Origin of the sequence: Psychrobacter sp. LV10R520-6 (genome assembly GCF_900182925.1) — a bacterium.
In the GTDB taxonomy this organism is placed as follows: Bacteria; Pseudomonadota; Gammaproteobacteria; order Pseudomonadales; family Moraxellaceae; genus Psychrobacter.
This window is the reverse complement of sequence record NZ_LT900024.1, coordinates 701495-728045: the sequence shown is the minus strand read 5'-3', so window position 1 is coordinate 728045 and position 26551 is coordinate 701495. Positions and strand designations below refer to the sequence as shown.

Below are 26551 nucleotides of genomic sequence, written 5' to 3'. Positions count from 1 at the left end.
TATTTTCAGTTATCTATATCTAATGGTATGGTAACGACTTAGTATTATTCACTAGTACTCACTCTCTATAAGAAGCACACTATCAACGTCACATCTGAAGGTGAAAGTTTTAATACACCTCGCCTAACTGTAAGGAACATTGTATGGATTATCTCTCAAAAACCTCTACTGGCGGTCGTAATATGGCAGGTGCGCGAGCACTATGGCGCGCCACAGGCATGACTGATGGTGACTTTGGCAAACCTATTATTGCGATTGCTAACTCATTCACCCAGTTTGTGCCCGGTCATGTGCATCTTAAAGACTTAGGACAACTGGTCGCGCGCGAGATTGAGAGTGTTGGTGGCATTGCGAAAGAGTTTAATACCATTGCGGTCGATGACGGTATTGCTATGGGACATAGCGGTATGCTGTACTCCTTGCCCAGCCGAGACTTGATTGCTGACTCTGTGGAATATATGGTCAATGCCCATTGCGCGGATGCCCTAGTTTGTATCTCTAACTGCGATAAAATCACCCCCGGTATGTTAATGGCCGCCATGCGTCTTAATATTCCTACCATCTTTATCTCGGGCGGCCCAATGGAAGCGGGTAAAGTTCTCGCCAGTACGGTCGGAAAAAGTCATAATAATGAAGACAGTGATGGCAGTACCATTCGTAAGCTTGACCTTGTTGATGCAATGATGGATGCGGCAGATGAGAGTATCAGTGATGAAGATGTCGCCGCTATTGAAGTCTCAGCCTGTCCCACTTGTGGTTCATGCTCTGGTATGTTCACTGCCAACTCTATGAACTGCTTGACCGAAGCATTAGGATTGGCATTACCGGGTAATGGCTCGCTGTTGGCGACTCACTCACTACGTCGCGAGCTGTTCTTAGAAGCGGGACGTACTATTGTGTCGCTTGCCAAACGTCGCTATGAGCAAGATGATGATTCAGTCCTACCGCGCTCAATCGCTACTAAAGCGGCCTTTGAAAATGCGATGACCTTAGATATAACCATGGGCGGCTCGACCAATACTATTTTGCATCTGCTTGCCGCCGCTAATGAAGCAGAAGTCGACTTTAAGATGCCTGATATTGACCGTTTAAGTCGCAATGTACCTTGTCTGGCTAAGGTTGCCCCTGCCTCGCAAAAGTATCATATGGAAGATGTACATCGCGCTGGCGGTGTCTTTGCGCTATTGGCCGAGCTTGACCGTATCAACTTGCTCAAAACTGATTTGCCGACGGTTCATAGTCCAACTTTGAAAGCTGCTATTGATAAATGGGATATTATGAATCCTGACAATACCGAGGCGCGGGCGCGATATATCGCAGCACCAGGCGGCGTCCGTACCACTGAAGCCTTCTCACAATCAAAAGAATGGTCGAACCTCGATGTTAACCGTGAGTCAGGTTGTATTCGTAGTGCCCAGCATGCTTATACCGCAGATGGTGGTCTTGCAGTCCTTTACGGTAATATCGCGGAGCGTGGCTGTGTGGTCAAAACTGCCGGTGTCGATGAAAGCATTTTAGTCTTCACCGGACGCGCGCGTATATTTGAATCCCAAGACGACGCGGTAGCGGCCGTGTTAGCCAATAGTATTGTGGCCGGTGACGTGGTTATCGTCCGTTATGAGGGCCCAAAAGGCGGTCCGGGTATGCAAGAAATGCTCTACCCGACTACTTATCTGAAGGCTAAAGGCCTCGGTAAAGCCTGCGCGCTATTCACTGATGGTCGTTTCTCTGGTGGTACCTCAGGCCTATCCATTGGCCATTCTAGCCCTGAAGCGGCTGAAGGCGGCGCGATTGGTCTGGTTCACGAGGGCGACATCATCCATATAGACATTCCTAACCGTACCATTAACATGCAAGTAAGTGATGCTGATATAGCCGCGCGCCGCGAAGAGATGGAAAGTCGTGGACGTGATGCCTGGAAGCCTACTCATCGCCAGCGTCATGTTTCACCTGCCTTACGTGCCTATGCCGCCATGACTACCAGCGCTGATACCGGTGCGGTGCGCGATGTGACTCAAGTCGAGCGTTAGGATAATTTTGTTATAACGGTCATTTTATTGGATCTGAATGCTAAATAAATAAGAAGTCTGCCTTGAGCAGGCTTTTTTTTCACCAAAAAACAACGTAGCTGGCGATTTGATAACTATTTTTTGCGGAAATATACCTATTTTATTGTCATGATAAGTGGCTTATTAGGAGTTGACTATAAGTCTTAACAAACGCTGTTCTAAGCGCTTGTTCCCATTAAAATTCACATACCCGTGTGCACAAACCTTATGGCTGAAAACTACAATTTATTTTTATTAATCTGCGGTATCGCATTCTTATTTGGCGCACTATTCCCTATTGTATTTAAGCGTGCCCCTATTTCCTTGCCCATGTTACAAGTAACTTTAGGGATTATAGTAGGCTATTTCTGGATAACACTAACTTTTTTAGATCCACTTAAAAATGGTATGATTATCGAAAAGCTCACCGAGATTGTGGTGTTAGTCTCCCTAGTCGGTGCCGGTATCAAGATTGATACGCCATTATCTTGGCGATTATGGCGACCAACCGTACGGCTATTGCTCATCACTATGCCAATTGGTATTTTCGCGATGGCATTTTTGGGCTACTACGCGTTTGGTCTCAGCATGGGCGCCGCGATTTTGTTAGGTGCGGTACTTGCGCCTACCGATCCAGTGCTGGCCTCCAGCATTCAAGTAGGGCCACCTAATACCGGCAGTGAGGATACGCCGCGCTTCACTTTAACTTCAGAGGCAGGACTAAATGATGGCTTAGCTTTTCCCTTTGTTTATCTGGCGATAAAAATAGCAGAAGCCTACAGCGAAGGAAAGCGCTTTGATGGCGAGATGTTATGGTCGTGGTTTACCCATGATGTACTGTGGAAAATTGGTGCAGGGGTAGTGGCGGGCATCATTGTCGGTAAAATCCTAGCGAAAATAGTATTTTCAAAACACACGAACGAGACCACCATCTCTCAAGGTTACGTGGTGATTGCGCTGACGTTTCTGGCTTACGGACTGGCCGAATTGGTGCACAGCTATGGTTTTATTGCGGTGTTTGTCGCCGCGTTTACGTTCCGTCGTTCGGAGTGTGAGCATACTTATCATCAAAAATTGCATGATTTCGCTGAACAGTCAGAAGGGCTGCTGATGTCATTAGTACTAGTAACTTTCGGCATGTTTATTGGTCAAGGCTTACAATCTGGAGTCGAGCTAACGTGGCGAGTCTATATCATTAGCTTTACGTTTTTATTACTAATACGTCCAGTTGGCGGTATCTTCGCGCTATCAGGGCTTAATATGCACCATACCGAGAAATACGCTATTTCTGCTCTAGGCATCCGCGGTATTGGGACTTTGTATTATTTATCTTATGCACTCAATCAAGGATTTTTTGGCGAAGAGGATGCGATTAAATTGTGGGTGGTGTGCTCTATCGTGATTTTGGCATCTATTTTCGTCCATGGTTTAAGTGCACCATGGCTATTGAAAATGACACCAAAAAAGGCGCACGATTAATGTCTGTCATCAATCGAGCGTCTCTGTATCTATCACTTTCAGCAAGGCTTCCGTCAGCGCAAACTGTCGGATATCATTAAGCATAGTGACGTCAAAATTGTGCACAAAAGCGAATGACAGTTGTCGCGCTGGATCACACCAAGCTACTGAACCGTTGTAGCCCATATGCCCAAACCCTTCTGGCTCACTGGTATTGATTCCCTGTACCTGACGCTCATCTTGGCAAAGGTGAAAGAGACGATGGTAACCCAAGCGCCAGTCCATATTACTTGGCATGACGGCGTCCATACCTGTGACTTGTGGCGCGGATAACTGCGAAAATGTTGCGCTGTCAATGAGTGTCCTCCCCTGCCACTTGCCACCATTTGCCAGCATCGCGTAGACAGTAGCCAGTGCTTGTGCAGAAGCAACACCATTAGCGGCTGGTAAGACCGCTTGTAAGGTCTGCGGTCTATAATAGTCAATGGCCTGCTGACCATTAGGAATTAATGCTGCTTTATAGTTTTTTAAATTGAGCTGGTTATGATCAAAGTACAGACGGTTTATTTGCGTTGTATTTAGCTTGGCTTCTACCGGTGCTATCTTGCGGCTCATTGCTTGCTGTTGCCAGCAGTTATAACTGGTCAGCTTGGCATAAGTACTGAGCGTCTGCGCAGATTCAGCTTTTAGAACAGGTTTATGACGTTTGCTACGGTGTTGCGGGCTGTCTTGCTTTTTCGCATGAAAGTTTTTAACCAATTTTGCCACATCATCTACTTTATCAGCGGGCACACCAAAGTAGCAGCTATCAGCAATACCTAATGGCTCAGTTAGATAATGACGTAGCGCTGCGGCAAGCGACATATTCGTAACTGCCTCTATCAAACCGCCCAATATCCAGCCATAAACCAAGGCGCTATAAGCACTGGTATATGAGCCACTGGCATACGAGTCGCTATTATATTCCCCAGCATTATCGGGCTGAGTCCTCGGCATACCCGCGACTTTAGCGACCATTTCATCCCAATCAAGTAATGTCTCACTATCAGCATCAATAGTAGTAATCGCAAATAGATTGGCTTGATGCGACATAACCGCGCGCAAAGTGATATCTGCTTTGCCATTAGCAGCAAATATCGGCCAATATTTGGCAATCGGCAGATCATAATCTAACAGCTGCTGTGACACTAAAACATGCACTAATGTTGCCAGCACCCCTTTACCGGTAGAGAAGTTTAGAGACAAGGTATCAAGCCGCCACGGTAACTCTGCCTGCGCCATGCCAACACTGGCCTGCGCGATACATTTACCGGCTTGATAAATCACCAATGAGCCACCAGCTGGCGCATCATCAAGCTGCAAATCTGTTAATAGCTGTTGCATGCGTTGCTGAATTTTAGGATTGATCGCAGTGCTGTCCTTATGACCGTTATTTTTAGGACGATTGGTTTTATTGCGGTCTGTCATGACTGCCTCTTATTTATTATTTATCTAATTGCTAGTGCTGATTAGAATAGTGAAAGCCTTAGAATAAAATCCTAAAACTAGGCCCTGCTGATATAAAAAAAGGCCACCTACTGGTCGCCTGTTATTTTTAAAAAAAACTATATTTTTATCGTTCCCTAGATCAATATAACTGCTGCATACCTAATATATATCTAACTACTTAGCGTGGCACTAACAAACGGTTATGAACTTCTTGTGTCAGCTGTGGCATCGTCAGACCATGACTACGTCCACGCTCCATTGCAGTTTCCATCTTGCGCCCACGTAGCCAGCCTGCTCGTAGTGCCATAGCTGCTCCAACGCGATTACCAGTTCCGCAGTGCATAGCTACTTTTTTGCCATGATATTGGCGCAAAACACTATCAAATGCTAATATTTTTAGCTGCTTCAAATCATTAGTGCCGCTTATTGGCAACTGCTGATAGTACATGCCAGCTTGCTCAACAGCAGCGGCCTCGTCAAAGTTTAGCTCATCATCAGGCTGCAAGTTAATCACTAATTCAACCCCGGCATTCGCCAAAGCGGTAACTTTGTCATTATCGAGCGCACCACATACAATAGTTTGTTCATCAGGACGAAAATAAGGCTCAAGAACGGCCGCAAGGTCAATACCATTATCAGCATCGATATCCTTGCTGTGCTCTATCTTATCAGCATCAGAAGCAGTATTGCTAGCGGCTACTTGATCAGTAGTAGACGCTGGAGCTGATAAGCTATTAGGGACAGTTGTGCTGGTAGAACTTTGGAGGCTGGTAGAATCTTTGTGTGAAGTCATGGTCATAATTTTGGTAGTTAAATAGGGTGGTTAAGTAAAGGTTGACAGTTATAGATACCAATATAAATACTCATATTAGTATCTATATTAGTATTTATATCGGTGCCTACTCATCTTCATCAAGCAGCTTAATAACACCTGCAAGATGCGGTTTATCATTTTTAGCGCTATATAAACCAAAATTACAGCTGTCTTCTACGTTCTCAAGTTCCGTTACCGGCTCAGCGATTAGCTCCACTTCTGCTGGCAAGAAAATAGGTAATTTAAATGACACTTCAACCGTACAAGCATCCGGTAACTCGCCCATCATCGCCAAACACTTAGCCTTTGACCACATACCATGCGCAATAGCTTTAGGAAACCCAAACGCGCGCGCTGATAAGGGATGTAAATGAATAAGATTAAAATCACCAGAAACAAAGGCATAACGACGACCAATATCTTCAGGCACTTCAAAGATGCTATGCACCCCTTCTTCATCTACCATCGGCTTGACAGTCACCGGACGCGGTGCACTTTTGGTGCTCACGCTGCTGTCAGGTTTTTTGCTGCGTGACAAATAGGTCGATGTCCCTTGCCAAATCACCTTTTCATGTGACTTGATAGTCGTGACAAAATCAAACTGCTGACCTTGGGCGTGATCGCGTAAATTATCAAACGTCACCGACATCGCAACGGTCTCACGCTCACCAATAGGACGATACTGTGTGACGCTATTGTCCACATGTACTAGACCTAACATTGCAAAGGGGAACGGTTCTTTGACCATCATGTTCATTTGCAGCGCCTGTGACAGCACCGAGAAGTAGGTGACAGGCACTTTTCCATCATCAGCAAAACCGCATATTTTACGGTAATCTTGGAGGTTACTCTGATCAATGTGCAGATCGTCCACATAGTAAGTCGCTTGTGGCAACTCATCTTTACCGACTTTAGCGTTATCACCAATAGGCAATAAGCTTTTGATAATATTGGCGTAGGTGGTATGCGTTTTTGGCAACGCATCATAGTGTTTATCTGACATAAATCTATCCTAAGTGAGGCTTGAGCAAATTTTCTTAGCGCATCCATGGGCTATTGAGTGGCTATATTACAGCATTTTATTAAACGATGGATAACACGATAAGTCCAATCAACGGTATAAGCGAATACAAAAATAAGCGAATATAAAAACGACAACCGCTAATTTAGCTTGTTAGGCCTGTGTTTTTATCATAAAAAAGCCACCCTTGGGCAGCTTTATTACAATTTATTAGTAATTTTTTCGTAAGCATATGTGAGCTGAATTAAAAATAACTATTAAAATCAAATATTTAGAATTATTTATATATTATAAATACAACTCATTATGTGTTGATAATATCTAGCTATTTCGAGCTCATGGTTACAGATAAATGACAATTAAGCACCCAATAAGCTTTGACCGCAAACGCGGATAGTATTGCCGTTTAGTCCACCCGAAGCAGGTGAAGCAAACCATGCAATCGTTTCGGCAACATCTACCGGCAATCCCCCTTGGCTCATTGAATTCATACGGCGACCAGCTTCGCGAATCGCAAATGGAATCGCTTCGGTCATTTGCGTTTCGATGAAGCCTGGCGCCACCGCATTAATGGTCATACCTTTTGCATTGTTTTCTAACTGTTTAGCCGTCGCATCGACCAGTCCAATAACCCCTGCTTTAGAGGTCGCATAGTTGGTCTGGCCAGGGTTTCCGGCAATTCCTGAGATTGACGACACACAAACAATACGCGCGTCATCTTTTAAAACATCATTGGCAAGCATGTAATGATTAAGCTTAGCAATACTAGCAAGGTTGATATTGATGACCATATCCCACTTTTTCTCATCCATGTTAGCGAGCGTCTTATCACGAGTCACGCCAGCATTGTGAATAACAGCGTCAAGACCACCACGTTTTTCAGCAGCATCCGCTATTTCTTCGCCAGCATCCTCATTAGTGATGTCGAGCATCAATGCTGAGCCACTAATCTCACTAGCCACTTTTTGTAAGTCAGCTTGCTGCTGCGGAACATCCAGACAAATCACATGAGCGCCTTCACGAGCCAACAACCGGGCAATTGCTTCACCAATACCGCGGCTTGCGCCAGTGACCAGCATGGTTTTTCCACCTAGCGGCTGCGTCCAATCGACATCAAAGGTCTTGCCCTTACCAACACGTACCACTTGTCCTGAGACATAAGCTGAGCGCGCTGAAGTAAAGAAGCGTAGCGTTGAGTCAAGGTTTTGCTCAGCGCCTTCAGCGACATAGATAAGCTGCGCCGTAATACCGCGTTTAAATTCTTTACCGACAGACTTCACAAAGCCTTCAAGGGCACGCTGGGCAAGTGCATTTTCGATATCATCAATAGCTTCAGGCGGACGACCGATAATGATGACGCGACCTGATCTCTCAACGCGGCGTGCAACCGTGTGAAAGAACTCATAAACCTGTTTAAGCTCATCAGCGTTACTGATATTGCTGGCATCAAATAATAATACTTTGAACTTATCATCGCCGCCAGTGTTGGCTTTTGCTTCAATATCCGCATCGGCGAGAGCGTCCTTGATGCTATCAGAGCTATTAACGAATACTTCTGCATGTAGATCCGAAAAAATACGAGCTACTGATTCACTGATACGCTTATCGTCACCCGTGGCTGAACCAACGAGTACGCTGCCTCGAACCAGACGCTGACCACTTTCGAAACGATCAAGATTTACTGGTAAGGGTAAACCTAAGTTTTTCGCAACTTTTTTGCCAAGAGAAGACTGAACAAAATCACCATAACGGTCTGACATAACATATTCCTGTAGTTAGCGGTTAAATTAAATAAGGGTAAACAAAAAATATAATGCGCCTAACAACGTGCCCAACAGTGCGCTTAAGCGCTTAACATAGGCACTTATTATTTAATATAGGCACTTATTATAGGAGCTTATGTATAAAGACTCATAACCATTATAATTATTAAAAGTTATTGGTATTTAATAAATAGCTATAAAACTGTCTTAACTATACACGCCCGTCGTAAACAAGTCCAAAATCCAGTAATCTCTATAAAGATCTGTCGACAAACCAGTAGCCCACAACAATCTATAGACCAGACAGTTACCTTCTCTATATTTAAAAAATTAACGCTTATGTTAAGATAAAACCTATAAGTTATAATTACTTTACGTATTGATAACAATATATTATCGAATATACTCTGATTCAATGTCAACAATCGTTACCAACCTGTTTGTGTACTGAAACTCTATCCAAAAGTAAGTAACCGTTACCTGACTTGCTAAAGACATACAATAACACGGTAAAAGTTATTATCATAAACAGCTACCATCTTATATATTAATAGCATGTTTTACTTATCGCAGCTGTTTTCCTATTACATTTTCATCTATATATTTTAAGGACAATTTTATGACTAACGAAAAGAATAGCCCTGTCATTGAAAGCACTGTTGTCAAAAAGAACAACACAGTAACTGACAATAAAAACACTAGTAACCAAACTAAGAACAACGATAAAGAGAGCAATGGGTATTATGACTCTATCGCTGAGCTCAAACAGGCAACTGATATTGTCGATACTGAGGGCGAATTAGTGGATGGTGATAAAACAGACAGTCAAACTGAAGAACAAGCGCAGAAAAAAGCCAAGCTTAAAGAGGACTTAATTGATGAGTCTAATGAACTTAAAGAGCTCAATGAATTAAATACTACTGCCAATTCACAAGCTGCTGACCTCGATAACGATGCTAAAGAAAACAACGTTACTGAAAAAGATGACGCTGACGATATGAACGTTTTTGATACCACTGCTAACTCAAATACAGCTACAAAATCAACTGGAAAAGGTAACGAAAAATCAGCAGAAAAAGAGGCTGACCCCAAAAAATCTAGCACTGATAAAAGCAACAGTGATAAAAAATCCGACAAAGCCGCAGTCAAAAAAACGCGTACCGCAGCTAAAAAGACCAGTAGTACCAAACTCGTTTCAGGCCAGCATCGCGTCGCTATTTTAGGTGGCAACCGTATTCCATTTGCTCGCTCAAACGGCCCGTATGCCGATGCTAGCAATATTGATATGCTTACTGCCGCGCTTAATGGTCTGATTGAACGCTATAATTTGCAAGACGAGCAACTGGGCGAAGTCGTCGCTGGTGCAGTAATGAAGCTAAGCCGCGACATCAACTTAACCCGTGAGTCGGCACTCAATACCGCTCTAGATCCGCATACCCCGACTTATGACATCTCACAAGCTTGCGGCACCGGTCTACAAGCAACGTTTGCCTCTGCTAATAAAATTGCGCTTGGCATCATTGATTCAGCCATTACTGGCGGCGTTGACACCACATCAGATGCCCCTATCGCTATCGGCGACGGTCTACGTAAAGTCATTATTAAGCTAGGCGCTGCTAAAAATAATAAGCAACGTTTGCAAGCACTGATGGGCCTTAATCCAAAAGACTTAATCGATTCTCCACAAAATGGTGAGCCACGTACGGGGCTATCAATGGGCGATCATCAAGCAATCACTGCGCTTGAATGGAATGTCAGCCGTGAAGATCAAGATGAGCTGGCGTTTAATAGCCATAAAAACTTAGCACGTGCCTATGATGAAGGCTTCTTTGATGATCTAATCACGCCCTATAAAGGCCTGACTCGAGACAATAATTTGCGTCCAGATTCTACCCTTGAGAAGCTGGGTAAACTCAAGCCGGTGTTTGGTAAAAAGAATGCCAATCCAACCATGACTGCGGCTAACTCTACCCCATTAACGGATGGTGCTTCGTGTGTGCTATTGGCTAATGATGAATGGGCAGAAGCGCACGGCCTTAAGCCTCTTGCTTATATCGTGCATCAAGAAACGGCCGCTGTTGACTTTATTGGTAAATCTGGTAATAAAGAAGGCTTACTGATGGCCCCAGCTTACGCGGTACCGCGTATGCTTGAGCGTGCGGGTCTTAGTTTACAAGACTTCGATTTTTATGAGATTCATGAAGCGTTTGCCTCACAAGTGTTATCAACACTAACCGCTTGGGAAGATGACACTTTCTGCCAAGAGCGCTTGGGACTTGATGCGCCATTAGGCTCTATTGACCGTAGCAAGCTAAACGTGAATGGCTCATCACTCGCTGCCGGACATCCATTTGCCGCAACTGGCGGTCGTATTTTAGCCACTGCTGCTAAATTACTGGATCAAAAAGGCTCAGGTCGTGCCCTTATCTCTATTTGTACCGCTGGTGGCCAAGGCGTGACTTGCATCTTAGAGAAGTAATAGCATCTAGTTTTTATCTGATTGAGTTATAAAAATTACCCTTTAATCGATTGATTAGAGGGTAATTTTTTGACTATTAATTAGGATTGTTCTCATAAAGAAATAGAAATAATTGATAGAATGAATAATAAATCATAAAGCATATAGCCGATCCAAAATAAAAGGACTACGCTATAAAAGGACTACGCTTGTAGCAACGTGCCGTTTTTGAATTAGATTGACTATAGCTTGTTTTGACTGAAGATTAGATTTTTAGGCTCAAGATTAGATGTGCTAAAGTAAGTAGCAACAATAACAAATGAATCTGAACTGACTCATAAGGAGTGTACTATGGCGAGGATACCTTCAACAATTGACCCAAAATCTCTAACGCCGCAAGAACGTAGCGAGCTCAGCTCAGCTGAACAAAGTAACTTCATTGAGCGGATGGATAAAGAAATTTTTAATGATGAGCTGCGCCGCAAAATGCATGAAGATTTAATCGATACTTATGATGAAGAGCTTGAAAACGAAGTAGATGATTATATACGCGATTTTCGTTTTGATGGCTTTGAGATGACCGAGCAAGACCGGCTTGATCGCCGTATGTATTTCCAAGAGCTGGTACGCTTGCAACGTGAGCTGATTAAATTACAAGATTGGGTGGTTGATCGCGGTGAGCGTATCGTAGTAATATTCGAAGGCCGTGACTCTGCCGGTAAAGGCGGCGCGATCAAACGCATTACCCAGCGACTAAACCCACGAGTTTGTAGAGTAGCGGCTCTACCTGCACCAACAGAGCGCGAGCAGTCGCAGTGGTATTTTCAACGTTATGTTGCCCACTTGCCAGCAGCTGGCGAGATCGTGCTGTTTGATCGCAGCTGGTATAACCGTGTTGGCGTTGAGCGAGTAATGGGATTTTGTACCGATGAGCAGTACGAGGAGTTTTTTCAGTCGGTGCCCGAGTTTGAGCGCATGCTAGTACGCTCTGGTATCCGCTTAGTGAAATATTGGTTTTCGATCACCGATGATGAGCAGCATTCGCGCTTTATGAGTAGGATTCATGACCCACTCAAGCAGTGGAAACTGTCGGCAATGGACTTGCAATCTCGTCGACGCTGGGAGGATTATACTAAGGCGAAAGAGACCATGTTTGAGCGTACCCATATTCCCGAAGCGCCGTGGTGGGTAGTTGAGGGTAATAGTAAAAAACGTGCGCGCCTAAACTGTATCGCTCATCTGCTTGAGCAGATACCCTATAAAGAGGTGCCGCGTGAAGAGGTGGAATTGCCAGATCGCAAACGTGATGATGAGTACTATCGCGAGCCTATTCCGGACGATATGTATGTGCCCCCACGTTATTAAAGGGAGCTACTACCAGAATATTATGACGATATAATATATACCATTGCCAAAAACTAAAGAAGACAAGTGCAGGCATTACAATGAGTAGGCTTAACGAGTCTGACACTCTTAGCTTACTCTTTGGCAATGGTATTACATAGTATAAGTAGACTGCAAACCATCAATTTTACCGGCCAATAAGCGTTCAACTTCGTTCTTGATTCTTTGTCCTGCGACATCAGTGCCCATCTGTACGGCAAAACCTACTGGACGACTGGCTTGGGCTTTTTGATTGATCCAAACCACCTTACCATTCATCGGTAAGCGTTCACTGGAATTGGGTAGCGTAACAGCAATAAACACCTCATCGCCCAGCTGCTGAACGCGGTTAGAGGGAACAAACAAGGCACCATTACTTACAAAAGATAAGTAGCTGGCATATAACGTTGCGACATCTGCAATATGACAGATAACAATCCCGCCACGTCCTGGCATTGCCATGATCAGCTCCCCAAATTAAATGTATTTCTAAATGCTTTTTTATCTAAATGCTTTGTTAACAGCATTTAGACTAATAATATAAAATTGTAATCTGGCTTTTTATTTAGATTACGCAGTATTCGGTTATAGAGGCTAGATTATCAACACTAAACTATAGAAGCGTCAAATCTTGCATTAGCTTATCATAGCCAAATTTTTCTTGCACATTTTGTTGTAGTGACATTTTCGTCTGTTGTAAGCTAATTGCTAATGCCTCTAACGCGCTATCGGAAGGTTGATAGTCTTTTAGTGCTGCTAACAAATTGACATCTTTTTGAACCGCGTTAAGCCCCAAACAAACACGCCGGATATCGAGTAACATCAGCTCGGACAGCTTGATAAATTCTGCGATACTGAGCTGGTTTTGCCAATAGTCGCTTGCTGCCACACTACTACGTTTGCCACTACGTAGCGCTTGCCACGTGGTTAACCACAGTGCGCGTTTGCTATACCATGGCGCCTGAGCTAAATCGATAGCGGCTAAAGGCGCGCCATTTGCCAATTGTAACAGCTGTTCAATCGCCTCATTACCAACAGCTTCACGATTGACAGTGCTACCCAACGCTTGGGTGACATACTCCAGCGCGACCTTGGCATCAATAGATTGCAGTGCCAGCTGCTGGACACGGCTTTTAATAGTGGGTAGGAGCTGCGCAGGGGTATCACTAATAAGAAAAAGATGGACTTGCGCTTGCGGTTCTTCTAAGGTCTTCAACAACGCATTAGCGGCGGCAATGGTCATTTGCTCGGCGTGGTCTAACACACAAATTCGCATCCCTCGCCCGCCTTGATAGATAAAAGGCTGCAATGCACGGATGTCATCAACCTTTATCGTCAGCGCGGCATTGCTTACTGATTTTGCAGACTTTTTATTTGATTTACTCTTTTTCGTAGTACTGCTTGATGCTTCCCTGCTATTAGCATGGTCGGCACTGATTGGCATAGTGATAATAGGTAACACTTGCAAGCTTGGATGAGTACCAGATCTTAGCCATTGACAGCTTTCGCAATCGCCGCAGGCACCCAAGGGATGACTGCTACGTTCGCGACATAATAACCACGCCACCAAGCGCCAAACAAACGCACGTTTGCCCATCCCTTGCATACCAGCAGCTAACAGTGCATGCGGTAACGACTGCGGCGGTGTTAATACTCGATTGGTAAGCTGTGTCCATAGGTGTTGCTGCCACGGTAATAGCGGCGCAAAATAGATACTATCTGTCATACTCGTTGCATCTGTCATGTCACTCACACTTACTGCTCCATAACTTGATAGGCACTTGGAATTTCGTAATAATTTTAAAACTTATTTTAAGAACATAGCTTAGCTTAACTTATATTTAGGCTATTTATTGTATATCGCTTTGAAATTCAGTTAAGCTCATAGCATTTAAACGGTCTAAATCTTCTTGAGTATCCACGCCTGCTGGTAACTGAAGCGCGGCCGCAGCGATAGCAATATTACCGCCATTTTCTAAAATCCGTAATTGCTCTAAACTCTCAAGCATCTCAAGTGGCGTTTGTGGCCAGTGGACAAACTGCTGTAATAAGCTAACCCGGTAAGCATATAACCCTAAGTGTCGATAGGCATGCTTTGGCGGTGGCAATTGTGATAGCTCTTTTATTGATAAACCCTGACTCTTGCTTTCCATAGCCAGTGCTACATCACGATCGCAAGGTATAGGCGCACGGCTAAAATAAAGCGCGCGCTGCTGATGGTTATGAGTTTGACTAACCACTTTAACTACCGATGGACGCATAAAGGTATGGTAATCATCAATAGGTTCATATAAAGTCGCCATGACGCTATCGCTATCTTGTACCAATAAGGTCTTGACCTGTTCTAATAGCAGCGGCGGTATTAGTGGCTCATCGCCTTGCATATTGACCACGATATCATGATCCGCCCAGCCTTTAATGGCAGCGACCTCAGCCAAACGATCCGTACCTGAGGCATGGTCAGCACGCGTCATCACTACCTCATATCCGGCATCCATACAGACCTTAGCGATACGCTCATCATCAGTAGCAATACACATATCATCGGCAAAATGAGCGACCTGTGCCTTTTCAGCTACCCAAAGTATCATGGGCTTACCGTGAATGTGCAATAGCGGCTTGCCAGGTAGACGTGTACTTTTAAAACGCGCGGGAATGACAATATGAGTTTTGGCGGGCATTACTGATGTTACGGGAGTTAGTGCTGACGACATGATTAATTCCTATAATAAGTCATACAAATAGCTCATATTAAGAACTTATACAAAATTCTAAGGCGTGCTTATTGTGCTCTCTTTATCACTCTCAATGTGAATACCCAAAGTCGTTAATTGCTGATGTAGTTCATGATAGCAACCATCAGATAACACCGCTGTTACTGGCAATACCCATAGTCTACTTATTAGTTTTTTGTAATCATCGTTGAGCGCTTGCTTAGTTTTGGCTTCTAACGATAATTCATTTATTATTAGGGTCTTTATTTTTACCGCATCTTTGCTAGTGACAATGATTGGCTGCTGGGTATATTGCAACAGCTCAGCAAGGCTAAAATCATAATGATCAGGATAAGGGTGCGGAATAACGTCAAAGCCAAGCGTGCTGAGCGTATCAAAAAACCGCTGCGGATAGCCAATACCGCTAACCGCATGGACTTGACTGCCTTTAGTCGGTGCTGATTTATCAGCAGACTCCGTGCTGTTTAGTTGAACATTAGGGAACAAAGGTTGCCATAAAAGTTGTAAGCTATCTGGCTGTAACTGCATGGTTAAACGCGTATTTGAAGACTGATCGTTGTATTGATGATAGTATTGATGGCCATATTTTTGATTGGCAGGCGTTACTGTGCTATTGGTTTTTTCATGATAGATCACATTAGCATTTTTTAGCCGCGACATTGGTTCCCGTAAAAATCCTGTCGGTAACAGCTGCTGATTACCAAAACCGCGTGCCGTATCTACCACAATCCATTCAATATCTCGTTGCAACGCATAATGCTGTAAGCCATCATCCGCTATTATCAGCTGTAAATCAGGGTACGCATCTAATAGCAGAGTAATCGCTTGCTTACGATCAGGGCATACTGCCATCGCCGCGCCGGTCATATTAACAATCAAGCACGGCTCATCACCGACTTCACTAGGTACACTATCTGCAGTGACTAATGCTGGCATTTTGCTACTATCACCACCATAGCCGCGACTAATGACCCCGACCTTTACCCCATGCTGCTGTAAATAACTGACCAAAGCTATAATTAGTGGCGTTTTACCACTGCCACCGACCGTAATATTACCGATTACCATAACAGGAATAGGAGCACGATAGCTTTTAAACAGCCCTGTTTGGTAAGCTTGACGGCGCAGCATCATTATCAAACCATATAGCCAGCTAAGAGGCAGCAATAGCCATAACCAAGCAGCTTGACGTTGCCATGCACGGGTCATTGTCGTTTCAATGCTCATGGGCTACCACTTCACCTATCATTGCTTAATTATGGATTATCGTACTGTCATTTATTAGAAATTTGACCACGCGTCTTTACTTAGCAGCTTTTAAATTATCTGACGTTTAAAAGACTGTTTATTACTTAACAATCTTTTAATAACTGGCTATTCAATCGTTTTATCAAAAGCAAAAAGCTACTCAAAATCTCTTTCATACATCTGCGCGTAATGACCTTGCTTTTGCATCAGTTCGCTATGGGTACCAATCTCGACAATCTGGCCGCCATTCATCACTGCGATGCGGTCGGCGGATTCAATAGTGGTTAAGCGATGAGCAATGACTAGGGTCGTGCGATTTTTCATGACATTATCGAGTGCTTGCTGGATGAAATATTCCGACTCATTATCAAGCGCGCTGGTGGCTTCATCCAATATTAAAATGGGCGCGTCTTTTAGGAGAGCACGAGCGATAGATAAACGCTGACGCTGTCCGCCAGATAATTGCAAACCTTCAGCCCCAATCTCACTCTGATAGCCGTGCGGCATTTTCATAATGAAGTCATGAGCAAAGGCATCTTTAGCTGCAAGCTCAACTTCAGCCTGTGTTTTTTGCGCTAGGCCGCCATAAGCAATATTATTAAATACGGTGGTATTAAACAGTACCACTTGCTGATTGACCATCGCAATCTGCGAACGCAAACTCTCTAAAGTAATGTCCTCAATCGGCATACCGTCCATCGTAATTTTCCCTGAAGAAGTCGTCAGGGTGCGCGTTAGTAAGTTCACTAAAGACGACTTACCTGCACCACTACGACCAACCAACGCGACGGTTTCGCCTGCCCGTATGTCTAAGTTAAAGTTTTGTAAGGCCACAGTCGAGTCTGGGTAGACCAAGCTGACATTCTCCAAATGAATCGCGCCTGATAGGGCCGGATTAAGCTTCCCTGTGTCCTCTTCTTCAGGCTCATCGATGAGCGCGAATATAGACTCACCAGCAGCAATACCTTTTTGCAATTTTTGGTTGACATCCGTCAACGAGCGCACCGGCTTACTGAGCAAACCCGCCGCCGCAATATAAGAGATAAACTCACCCGCTGAGATATTATCAATGACTGCAGGACGTAGCGCAAGCCACACGACTACGGCCATTGCAATTGCCATCAATAGCTGTACCGCTGGCGTATTAATGCTGTTAGTAACGACTACCTTCATGCCCTGGCGTAGGTTCTTTTTTGAAGTAGCGTCAAAACGCTTCGCTTCATAAGCTTGCCCGCCATAATTTTTGACCACCTGATAACCGCCAATCACCTCATTAGTGATGTGACTGACATCACCCATAGTTTCTTGGATGCCCTTTGACAGTTTAAGATAACGCCTAGAGGCAATACGAATCAGCCATAATATTGGCGGTAACACTAAAAATAAAATTAAGGTCAAACGCCAATTGCTATAAAGCAAAAAGCCCATCAAAGCTAAGACCGTTAGACCATCACGCAGTAAGGTCTTCAACGAGTCCGTACTGGCAGCAGTCACCTGCTCCACATCAAAGATAAGCTTAGAAGATATCGTACCTGCTGGGTTGGCTAAATAGAACGAACTCGGTAAGCGCAGTAGTTTATTAAATACCTGCACCCGCAGCTCATAAACCAGATTCCGCGATACTAAGGCCGTATAGTAGTTACCCAAAAAGCTACCCACACCGCGCACAAAGAATAGCGCAATAATAATGAATGGAAATAAATCTTGCTTGCTTTGGTTGTTTTGGTTGATAGCGTCAGTGATATATTGCAATAATTTAGCAATCCAAATCTCGGTTCCCGCATTGATGGCAAAACCGACAACGGTTAGCATCAGCGCCCACCAGTATGGCTTTAGATAGCTCAGTAAACGCAATAAGGTCTTGTGCTTAGGTGGACTAAGTGGCGGTGCTGGTGTTTTTTTAACAGAAGTCTTTGTAGAGTCAGATTGACGAGCTTGGCTCATAAAAGCCTCAATTCGGATATAAATACGTGAGTTTTTCACACTTAGAGCGTGGCGGTATATAACGTCAGTAGCATGCGTATAAAACAGCGATACAAGACGTTTTGATCAACGGTTTAAATACGACAGTTAACCGCAGTAATGGGCGATAAAGTATAGCATTTTGTTACCAAGGGTATCTGTGCTGGAATAACGTGGTATTTGAACAGTTCGATTCAATCACGGAATCGCTCATAAAACCCAATCGAAAATTATTGTGGTAGAGTCTGACCGAGTGGTACCACTGTACTGATATTTAGATTTAAAAACCCCAATTTACCAGCGATATCCATCACCCGCACTACCGATTGGTGAGTCGCGTTAGCATCTGCGGCAATAACAAACAGCATGTCACGATTGGTGCCCGCCTCTTGCTGTAGCATGTTGGTCAGTTCAGCCTCACTACTACTAGCGAGAATAATACCGTTGACCAGATAGCTGCCATCTTCTTGCACAGCCACCTCAATACTGTCCTTTTGCTCCATTTGTGCCACACCCTCAGCTTCAGGGAGGATAATATTTAAGCGGCTAAAATGATTAAACGAAGTCGCAAGCAGCAAGAATATAATCAAAAACAACAAGCAATCAATCATTGGGGTCAGATTAATTTCAAGTGGCTCGACGGTAGGTTTTCTAAAGCGCATAGCAGTCTCTTCAATGTATAGTTGAGCGCCTTTAAAACGAATACACTATGGCTGGGAGAAATTTTCGAAGGCTCGAAAAGTACCGCAATCGCACAGCAAGCTAGAAAACTTTTTACCCGCTATACGAAATCATATGTGTATCCATTTTATTTGGTACTGACTATACCTAATGGGGTATGTCTAGTACAACTGTCAGCATCAATAGGCAGCTATTAAAAAGTAACCGTCGGATTTTAATCTAGACCTACTGTGTCACTGAAGCGCCTATCGTCTGAATCGCTATACAATGCTGAATTATGAGTGGAAATAGGTACGGATGGCTTATGAGCATTATCTAATAGCTGATAATCATATAAATCTTGAATCATAAGCCCTGCTTGAGTCTCGAACTGGGCATTAATATCAATAATACGACGCTGAAAATAGCGATAGGCGACCAGCGCTGGTATCGCTACAATCATGCCCGCGGCAGTGGTGATCAAGGCTTGTGACACACCGGCTGCCAGCAACGTTGGATCCTGCATCGCACCGTCGGTAATCGCCAAAAACGAAGATATAATCCCTAGTACCGTCCCCAATAATCCTAGCAGCGGCGCAATCGCACCTATGGTACCCAGCATATTAATATTCTTTTCTAACTGATGAACTTGTACGCTGGCACGATTCTCCATATGCATGGTCATCGACTCTAGACCATATTGGCGATAGAGCAAACCGATTGCCAGAATATCACCCAGTGCGGTTTTTTCTTTGACGTTCATCAGCTGCGTGCGCCCAATATCACCGTTTTCGCGCAAACGCGTAATCAGCTGGTCGCGTAATCTAGCCGGCGCGACTTTATTGAACTGTAAGGTATGGCTACGCTCAATAATAATAACCAGAGCAACTATCGAGCACACAACAATAGGCGTCATTAGCCATCCGCCCGCTTTTACCAACTCCCACATAAACAACTACTCTCTTTTATATTCTGGTAAAACAATAGTACAAAATCGCTTAAAACCCAGAGGGTTATGGCGACTTGTTTATTATTGTGAGTAATACATTAGGCTAATAAAAGCAGACGGACAAATAGACATTAAACCTGCGCTTCTAGATATTTGATTAAGGCAGCAAACTCGTCTTGATTGTGAAAAAATATCTCGACACTACCCTGACCATCTTTTTTATGTTTAAGCTTTACCTCTGCCCCTAGCACATCTGTCAGACGCTGAGTTAAACGCTCAGCATCATGAGTCTGTGCTTGCTCAGTACGGCTAGCCTTCGGAGCGGGTTGTAAGATTGATTTGACCAGTTTTTCAGCTTCACGGACGGTTAAGTTACCATCAATAATTTTTTGAGCGATGATAGGCTGCTGTTCAGACGATAACGCTAGCAGAGTCCGCGCATGACCCATATCCAGCGCACTAGCCGCCAGATGATCTTTTACAGTATCGTGTAGCTGATTTAATCGTAATAAGTTCGATACCGTCGTCCGCGCTTTGCCAACAACCTCAGCAATCATGGCATGACTCATACCAAACTCGGTATGAAAGCGCTGTAATGCTGCGGCTTGCTCAATCACAGATAAGTCTTCACGTTGAATATTCTCGATCAATGCCAGCGCAATGGCCAGCTCATCGGATAGCGCACGTTCAATCGCTGGGATGACCGTTTTGCCGGCCATTTTTGCGGCACGCCAGCGGCGTTCACCAGCAATAATTTCATGAGTAACGATCGCAGCGCTTTTGTCTTCGTTTGCTAGCAAGGGACGAATCACGATTGGTTGCATGACACCGTGCTGTTCAATAGAAGAGGCCAACTCTGCAAGAGCCGTTTCGCTCATATCGCGGCGCGGTTGATATTTACCAGCTTGCAGTCGCGTCACCTCTATTTGCACTAAGCTTATTTGATCTTCATTGCCGCTATTGTCTATACCGCTGCTACGGTTCCTAGTCCCGTTACGGGCCGATCGTGGCGGACGGCTGCTCGAACCACTAGCCTCTTTAGCAAGCTTTTCATAAGATTTGTCACTGGCTTTTTCGCGAGAAATTGCGCGACTGCTTTTAGTAGGCTTATTTGCGTCCAAGGTCACTTCTGATATTGACTCTGAGGCCACATTCGGTAAGCTGTCATCATGCGCAACCGTATCATCTTGTAAGGCAGAGGCGGTAATTTTCTTTTCTTTTTTGATTGACCCTAGTAAGGCATCTAAACCTCGATTGGCAGCCAACCCTCGTTTCTTCGCCATGATTACCTATCCTCTAACGCTAAAATAAAAGCCAAATGATTGTTAATGAGTGCTTATTGGTGACTGTATTAATTAATAAATGCGAAGATTAACACATGTGCTGTTTAATAATTTATTGTTTAATCGTTGTTTAACCGATTTTTAGCATATTTTTTACAGAATACTGTTTTTGATCTATCGTTTTTAAAATACTATTACCGGCTTTGCTTAATGACCTCAGCAGCTAGCTTTAGATAAGCTTGTGCCCCTTTTGAGCTTTTTTCAAACGCTAATACCGGCATACCATGGGCGGGTGCTTCAGCCAAACGGATATTTCTTGGAATATGTGTTTTGTACATGATATCGCCAAAATGCGCATCGAGCTCAGCGGATACATCATTGGCTAAGGTATTACGCGCATCAAATAAGGTTCTGACCACACCGCGTATATACAGCTTAGGATTCAGCTCCGTTAAACGCTCAATCGTCTGTGATAAATCTGCTAGACCTTCCAGCGCATAATACTCACACTGCATCGGAATAATGACCCCATCAGTGGTCACTAACGCATTAATAGTCAGTAAGTTCAAACTTGGTGCGCAGTCCATAATAATATAATCATAAGGCTTTGTTTTACCGTTGACTTGGTCAGTCACTAGATCCGCCATAGCCGTCTTCAATAGCTCGTGGCTATTGGTTTGACCCATTAAAGTAATGTCCATACCTGCCAGCTCACGATTAGCAGCAATAACATCAAAGCCTGCTGGACTTTTGACAATAGCGTCTTGAAGCGATACGCCATCAAGTAGCACATCGGTAACCGTCAGCTCAAGGTCATTTTTATCAAGACCGGTACCGGTAGTGGCGTTACCCTGTGGGTCTAAGTCAATCAGTAGTACGCGCTTGCGCTTGGCGGCCAAACTCGCGGTCAAGTTTACCGCCGTCGTGGTTTTACCAACGCCGCCTTTTTGATTCGCAATTGCTATGATTTCCATACACTCACTCAATTTAATTAATATAACGCTCGTTACTTATTTCACTTTTTAACTCAAGCCGCTTTTTATTCTGAATAATTTATTATTTCACCAACGTAAATTTTAATCTTTAATAAAATGGCCTTTAATAGACAACATTAATAGCTTTAATGACCATAGCTTTATGACTACTAATAGCTTTGTGGCCGTTAAGGTGACCATAGCTTAGACATTTTTATGGGATAATTCAATCAAATGGCGGCTATCCTCTAAACGCGGTACATTAAGCTTGATAGTTTTAATCTGCCAGTTTTGATCCAACGCTTGTAACTCCTCAAAAGTCGGTTCTTTACCTTTCATCGCACACAGGCAACCATTATCTGCTAAGCGCGGCTGACCTGCCTCTACAAAATCTATCAAGCTGGCAAAGGCTCTAGAAGTGACCACGTCATACTTAGCGTCATGCGCTTCAATCCGAGCAGCAATCGGTTGCACATTGGTCAAACCAAGCTCACTACTGATCTGTTTGATAAAACGTATCTTTTTCTGATTGCTGTCTAAAGCCGTACAATGACGTTCAGGCTGACAAATCCCGATAATTACTGCAGGTAACCCTGCACCAGTACCGATATCTAACAAAGTCCCAGCTGGTAAATGCGCTATAATAGCCAAGCAATCGATGACATGTTTGGTTAGCGCCTCTACGGGATCGGTAATAGCGGTCAAATTATACGCTTTATTCCATAATAAAAGCTTATCTAAGTACAACAATAGCGTGCGCTGCTGCGTGTCACTTAGCGGTAGCGCTAACGTTTGCACTGACTGAGCTAATATGTCAGCAAGCATCGGCAACTGCGTGCTAAGCTTAACAAAGCCAGTCGGGTCAATATTAGAGAGACTCGTCCTGTTAGTAGAGTTGACAGAAGACTTAGCAGATGCTGACATAGAACAAGTTATCCCGTTTTGGCATGTGAACCGCCTATTTTATCATGAGGACTGCGCGTTGAATAGTTGCAGATTGCGCCAATGTCCGCCATCTTATACTATCTTCGTGGTTATTAATGACTTATTCGTCTTTTGTCGTACTAAACTTATAATGCTAAACGGTGCTTGATCCTCTATTTGACATACCAACACAATATTTTAAATACGACTTAGAGGCGTCATTTATTATTTATTAGTCCTATTCAAAACCAACAATGAACGGTTTATTTTTACTTTTTTACCTTAATACTAATTATGCTATTTGATACCAATCATTCTATTTACTATACCTAATTTTTTGATGACTCACTATATGCCCATGTACGAAAATCTGACCGAGTAGCCAAATACTATTATGACTCAAAGCCCTGAATATATGACTCAAAACCCAAAAGATTATAAAAATATGCTAGCTTCCACCGTTGACTTAACTGAAACTGAGCAAACCTTGCCGCCTACCCCTGATCCTATATTTGTAGAAGTGAACCAACGCTGCCAAATAAGTGCTGATCGGCTCAAACGCTATAGTGACTCTAAAACGCTACCGAGGGATACGCGCACTGCACCAGATTTAGATATCGGCTTTGGGCAGCAGCGCGCGCTCAAGGCACTACAGACCGCACTCGATATCAAGGCTAGCGGCTATCATGTGTTTGCTGCTGGCGAGAACGGACTGGGCAAGCGTACCGTTATAAGGCGCCTACTACAACGTAGTGCCGCAGACGCGCCGACACCTGATGATTGGGTCTATGTGCACAATTTTACTGATCCACGGACTCCAGTGGCCCTGCGTCTGCCTGCTGGTCAAGCGGTGCTGTTGCAACAGCAGGTCAATAACTTATGGCAACAGGCCAAAAAACGGCTAACTCAGCGCTTTCGTAGTGATCAATATCAAAGCAAAATTGAAATCATAAAAAACGATACCCATCAAAAAGAAAGTGACGCTTACGAGGCGCTAAATGCTGAGGGTAAACAGCATGACTTGACGCTGACCTTTCGCCCATTTGATAATAAAGCGGTCTTTGTGCACCCCAGTCAACTGACAACAGAAAGCAACAATACGGTTGACGACTGGGTTAATAATGAGGCTAAAAAGGCTGCTAGTAATAAGCACTCAAACACTCAAACAACCATAGATAAAGCGAAAAGTTCTAGCAAAAATATTGAACATAACAACGACTATGAAGCTGAACTCAATAATTTTGCCCAAAAGAATCATATGCAAAAACGACTCAATCAGCTGACCATAGAATTAGAACAGCTAGAAGATGAGGCCAACGACGCTATAGAAGTACTGCATCGTAATATTGCCCGCCGTGCGCTACAGCCTTTGTTCACACCTATTCGTGAGCAGTTTGCTAGGCTACCGTCTGTCGTTGATTGTCTTGACGCGATGTTTGCCGATATGGTTACCCACGTTGAGCGTATTGTGAATGGTGATGATGAAGAGTTTATTGCAGCCGTATTGGCAACCACACCAAGCCGTTACGCCGTCAATGTCATGGTCAGCCATCCGCCTAAAAACGGTGCACCTGTCATCTTTGAAGACTTACCCACCCATTTAAACTTGCTCGGTCATGTTGAGCAAATCACCCAACTTGGCACAGTCACCACCGATGTCAGTATGATTCGTGCTGGTGCTTTACATCGTGCTAATGGCGGCTATTTATTATTAGAAGCCAGCCATTTACTTGAGCATCCTTATGCCTGGCAAGGGCTAAAGCGTGCGCTACAATCACGCAAAATCAAGCTATCAAGCCTTGAGCAAATGCTGACTTTAACAGGTAGCTTATCCTTAGCTCCTGCACCGATAGAACTTGATATTAAGGTGATTTTGTTAGGGGAAGCGGATTTATACTATGAGCTGTTAGAGCTAGAGCCAGAGTTTGATGCGGTGTTTAAAGTACGCGCTGATTTTCATGATGACGTCACTCGCACCAGCGAGCATGAACTGGCCCTAGTGGCTAAAATGGCCGATATTATCGATTACGCCAACCTTTATCCGTTTGATAGTAGCGCTCAAACGGCTCTGCTTGAACATTTAAGTTTGCAAGCGGAAGACCAAGACCGCTTAAGCCTACATAGTGACCGCTTAATTAAGCTGCTACACGAATCCAATCGTCATGCCCGTCTCAATAATCAAAATATCGTCGATGCCAACCATGTCACCCAAGCCATTGCCGATATGGATGAGCGTTCAGGCTACTTACGCGACCTGTACTGGGACGAGCTCAAAAACGGCCAGCAGCTCATCAACACTCAAGGTCAAGCGGTCGGTCAAGTCAATGCTTTGACTGTGGTCAGCTATGCGGATAGTGAGTTTGGTATGCCAGCGCGTCTAACGGCAGTGATTCAACCCAATATAGGTGCGGGTGATATTCTCGATATTGAGCGCGATGTCGATTTAGGCGGCAGTTTACACGCTAAAGGTATGCTGATTATGACCAGCTATTTACGTGCGCTATTTAGCCAGCATCATGCGCTAAATTTTAGCGCCTCTTTAGCATTTGAACAAAGTTACGCTCATATTGATGGCGATAGTGCTACCGTTAGCGAAGCTTGCGCGTTATTGTCAGCCTTAGCAAACGTGCCGATCAATCAAGCTTTTGCCATTACTGGCTCGATGAACCAGCTGGGTGAAGTTCAAGCGGTTGGCGGTATCAATGCAAAAATAGCGGGCTTCTTTGATGCTTGCCGTGAGCAAGAATTGACCGGACAACAAGGCGTGGTCATACCGATGGCCAACGTCAATCAGTTGATGCTACGTGATGACATCATCGATGCCGTTGAGGCAGGATGCTTCCATATTTATGGTGTGAATACTCTTAGTGAAGCCCTAACTTTGATGACCGGGTTGCCTATTGACACTATGACTAAGAAAAAGCGCTACCGCAAAGAAACCTTGTTTGGCAAGGTTCTTAGCCGCTTGACGCTATGGGATGACAATCAAGACACCTCTGATGATGCTGATGATAAAAAATCTAAGAAAAAAGCCAAAAACAAGCGCAAAGCTAAAAAACAGAAAAAAGAGGATAAGAGAAAAAAAGATAAAAGTAGAAAAGAGCGAGAGGATGCAAAGGACCATACAGAAGGCGATATAGAAAGCCATAACTTAGAAATATAGTTTGGTTTTTAACCCTACTGTTGTGTTGTGATGATTTGATGACTGGGGTAGATTTAATAGTACTCTAGGCAATAGGACTTTGAGTAGCAGGACTTTAAATAATAGTCCCTAGACGCTACTGCCCTTTTCTGCGATGATAAACAAACGACAATCAGCCTGACAGATATAAAGAAAAACAGAAAGACTCGATACTAGGACTGACTTCATAAAGGTTATCTCT

General features: G+C 44.0%; 19 protein-coding genes. 5 read left to right on the top strand and 14 right to left on the bottom strand.

Going from position 1 to position 26551, the window contains the following annotated elements:
* Nucleotides 1–143: 143 nt before the first annotated feature.
* On the top strand, nucleotides 144–2030 hold the full coding sequence (ilvD, locus tag U1P77_RS03060) for a dihydroxy-acid dehydratase (RefSeq protein WP_321155932.1): 1887 nt from the start codon (nucleotides 144–146) through the stop codon (nucleotides 2028–2030).
* Between the two features lie 246 nt (nucleotides 2031–2276).
* Nucleotides 2277–3527: a cation:proton antiporter gene (locus tag U1P77_RS03055; protein ID WP_321155931.1), complete on the top strand. Its 1251-nt coding sequence runs from the start codon at nucleotides 2277–2279 to the stop codon at nucleotides 3525–3527.
* 9 nt (nucleotides 3528–3536) lie between these two features.
* Here the strand turns inward: U1P77_RS03055 and U1P77_RS03050 are convergent, their stop codons facing one another.
* The 4 genes from U1P77_RS03050 to U1P77_RS03035 form a co-directional block, all read right to left on the bottom strand.
* Nucleotides 3537–4973: a serine hydrolase domain-containing protein gene (locus tag U1P77_RS03050; protein ID WP_321155930.1), complete on the bottom strand. Its 1437-nt coding sequence runs from the start codon at nucleotides 4971–4973 to the stop codon at nucleotides 3537–3539.
* Between the two features lie 199 nt (nucleotides 4974–5172).
* Nucleotides 5173–5793, bottom strand: a complete 621-nt coding sequence (locus U1P77_RS03045) for a protein tyrosine phosphatase family protein (RefSeq protein WP_414479036.1) — start codon at nucleotides 5791–5793, stop codon at nucleotides 5173–5175.
* 100 nt (nucleotides 5794–5893) lie between these two features.
* The gene (locus U1P77_RS03040) at nucleotides 5894–6811 is read right to left on the bottom strand and encodes a MaoC family dehydratase (protein WP_321155929.1); all 918 of its coding nucleotides are present in this window, start codon (nucleotides 6809–6811) and stop codon (nucleotides 5894–5896) included.
* A 377-nt stretch (nucleotides 6812–7188) separates the two neighbouring features.
* On the bottom strand, nucleotides 7189–8589 hold the full coding sequence (locus tag U1P77_RS03035; RefSeq protein ID WP_321155928.1) for a 3-oxoacyl-ACP reductase: 1401 nt from the start codon (nucleotides 8587–8589) through the stop codon (nucleotides 7189–7191).
* 622 nt (nucleotides 8590–9211) lie between these two features.
* Between U1P77_RS03035 and U1P77_RS03030 the strand changes: the two genes are divergently transcribed.
* Both U1P77_RS03030 and ppk2 read left to right on the top strand, forming a co-directional pair.
* Nucleotides 9212–11071, top strand: a complete 1860-nt coding sequence (locus tag U1P77_RS03030; protein WP_414479035.1) for an acetyl-CoA C-acetyltransferase — start codon at nucleotides 9212–9214, stop codon at nucleotides 11069–11071.
* A gap of 330 nt (nucleotides 11072–11401) precedes the next feature.
* The gene (ppk2, locus tag U1P77_RS03025) at nucleotides 11402–12415 is read left to right on the top strand and encodes a polyphosphate kinase 2 (RefSeq protein WP_321155927.1); all 1014 of its coding nucleotides are present in this window, start codon (nucleotides 11402–11404) and stop codon (nucleotides 12413–12415) included.
* Nucleotides 12416–12547: 132 nt separating this feature from the next.
* Here ppk2 and U1P77_RS03020 read toward each other — a convergent pair whose 3' ends face one another.
* The 10 genes from U1P77_RS03020 to rsmG form a co-directional block, all read right to left on the bottom strand.
* Nucleotides 12548–12895, bottom strand: a complete 348-nt coding sequence (locus U1P77_RS03020) for a PilZ domain-containing protein (RefSeq protein ID WP_321155926.1) — start codon at nucleotides 12893–12895, stop codon at nucleotides 12548–12550.
* A gap of 151 nt (nucleotides 12896–13046) precedes the next feature.
* Nucleotides 13047–14177, bottom strand: a complete 1131-nt coding sequence (locus U1P77_RS03015) for a DNA polymerase III delta subunit-related protein (RefSeq protein ID WP_321156594.1) — start codon at nucleotides 14175–14177, stop codon at nucleotides 13047–13049.
* A gap of 106 nt (nucleotides 14178–14283) precedes the next feature.
* Nucleotides 14284–15147, bottom strand: coding sequence for a 3-deoxy-manno-octulosonate cytidylyltransferase (gene kdsB, locus U1P77_RS03010; RefSeq protein WP_321155925.1), 864 nt, complete (start codon nucleotides 15145–15147; stop codon nucleotides 14284–14286).
* Nucleotides 15148–15204: 57 nt separating this feature from the next.
* Nucleotides 15205–16395: a tetraacyldisaccharide 4'-kinase gene (lpxK, locus tag U1P77_RS03005; RefSeq protein ID WP_321155924.1), complete on the bottom strand. Its 1191-nt coding sequence runs from the start codon at nucleotides 16393–16395 to the stop codon at nucleotides 15205–15207.
* A 177-nt stretch (nucleotides 16396–16572) separates the two neighbouring features.
* Nucleotides 16573–18360: a lipid A export permease/ATP-binding protein MsbA gene (gene msbA, locus U1P77_RS03000; protein ID WP_321155923.1), complete on the bottom strand. Its 1788-nt coding sequence runs from the start codon at nucleotides 18358–18360 to the stop codon at nucleotides 16573–16575.
* A gap of 248 nt (nucleotides 18361–18608) precedes the next feature.
* On the bottom strand, nucleotides 18609–19040 hold the full coding sequence (locus U1P77_RS02995; RefSeq protein WP_321155922.1) for an ExbD/TolR family protein: 432 nt from the start codon (nucleotides 19038–19040) through the stop codon (nucleotides 18609–18611).
* A 233-nt stretch (nucleotides 19041–19273) separates the two neighbouring features.
* The gene (locus U1P77_RS02990; RefSeq protein ID WP_321155921.1) at nucleotides 19274–19987 is read right to left on the bottom strand and encodes a MotA/TolQ/ExbB proton channel family protein; all 714 of its coding nucleotides are present in this window, start codon (nucleotides 19985–19987) and stop codon (nucleotides 19274–19276) included.
* Nucleotides 19988–20118: 131 nt separating this feature from the next.
* Nucleotides 20119–21270: a ParB/RepB/Spo0J family partition protein gene (locus U1P77_RS02985; protein ID WP_321155920.1), complete on the bottom strand. Its 1152-nt coding sequence runs from the start codon at nucleotides 21268–21270 to the stop codon at nucleotides 20119–20121.
* 194 nt (nucleotides 21271–21464) lie between these two features.
* The gene (locus tag U1P77_RS02980; RefSeq protein WP_321155919.1) at nucleotides 21465–22244 is read right to left on the bottom strand and encodes a ParA family protein; all 780 of its coding nucleotides are present in this window, start codon (nucleotides 22242–22244) and stop codon (nucleotides 21465–21467) included.
* Nucleotides 22245–22448: 204 nt separating this feature from the next.
* A complete protein-coding gene (rsmG, locus tag U1P77_RS02975; protein ID WP_321155918.1) occupies nucleotides 22449–23168 on the bottom strand; it encodes a 16S rRNA (guanine(527)-N(7))-methyltransferase RsmG in 720 nt (239 codons plus the stop codon).
* Between the two features lie 415 nt (nucleotides 23169–23583).
* Between rsmG and U1P77_RS02970 the strand changes: the two genes are divergently transcribed.
* Complete coding sequence (locus U1P77_RS02970; RefSeq protein WP_414479034.1) at nucleotides 23584–26331, top strand: AAA family ATPase; 2748 nt, start codon at nucleotides 23584–23586, stop codon at nucleotides 26329–26331.
* Nucleotides 26332–26551 lie beyond the last annotated feature (220 nt).